The sequence below is a fragment of the Halioglobus sp. HI00S01 genome (assembly GCF_001635445.1).
Lineage (GTDB): Bacteria > Pseudomonadota > Gammaproteobacteria > Pseudomonadales > Halieaceae > Halioglobus > Halioglobus japonicus.
The window spans coordinates 1-258 of the sequence record NZ_LWEE01000139.1 but is presented as its reverse complement, the minus strand read 5'-3'; the positions used below and the strand labels follow the sequence as shown (position 1 = coordinate 258).

At 60.1% G+C, this 258-nt stretch carries 1 protein-coding gene; it reads left to right on the top strand.

Going from position 1 to position 258, the window contains the following annotated elements; all coding sequences use genetic code 11:
• A partial coding sequence (locus tag A3709_RS14960) for a helicase-related protein (RefSeq protein WP_255359750.1) occupies positions 1 to 258 on the top strand: 258 nt, incomplete at both ends.

Sequence of the window (258 nt, the reverse complement as noted above, 5' to 3'; positions counted from 1 at the left end):
GCTCCACAGTTGTCCGGATTTCGCCGAGCAAATCATCGACCTGCGACCACCCAGGTCGATGATTTGCTCGGCGAAATCCGGACAACTGTGGAGCGGGGCGAGCGTGTGTTGGTGACCACCCTGACCAAGCGCATGGCGGAGGACCTCACCGAGTACTTGAGCGACCACAGCGTGCGCGTGCGCTACCTGCACTCCGATATCGATACCGTGGAGCGGGTCGAGATTATTCGCGATCTACGCCTGGGTGAATTCGACGTG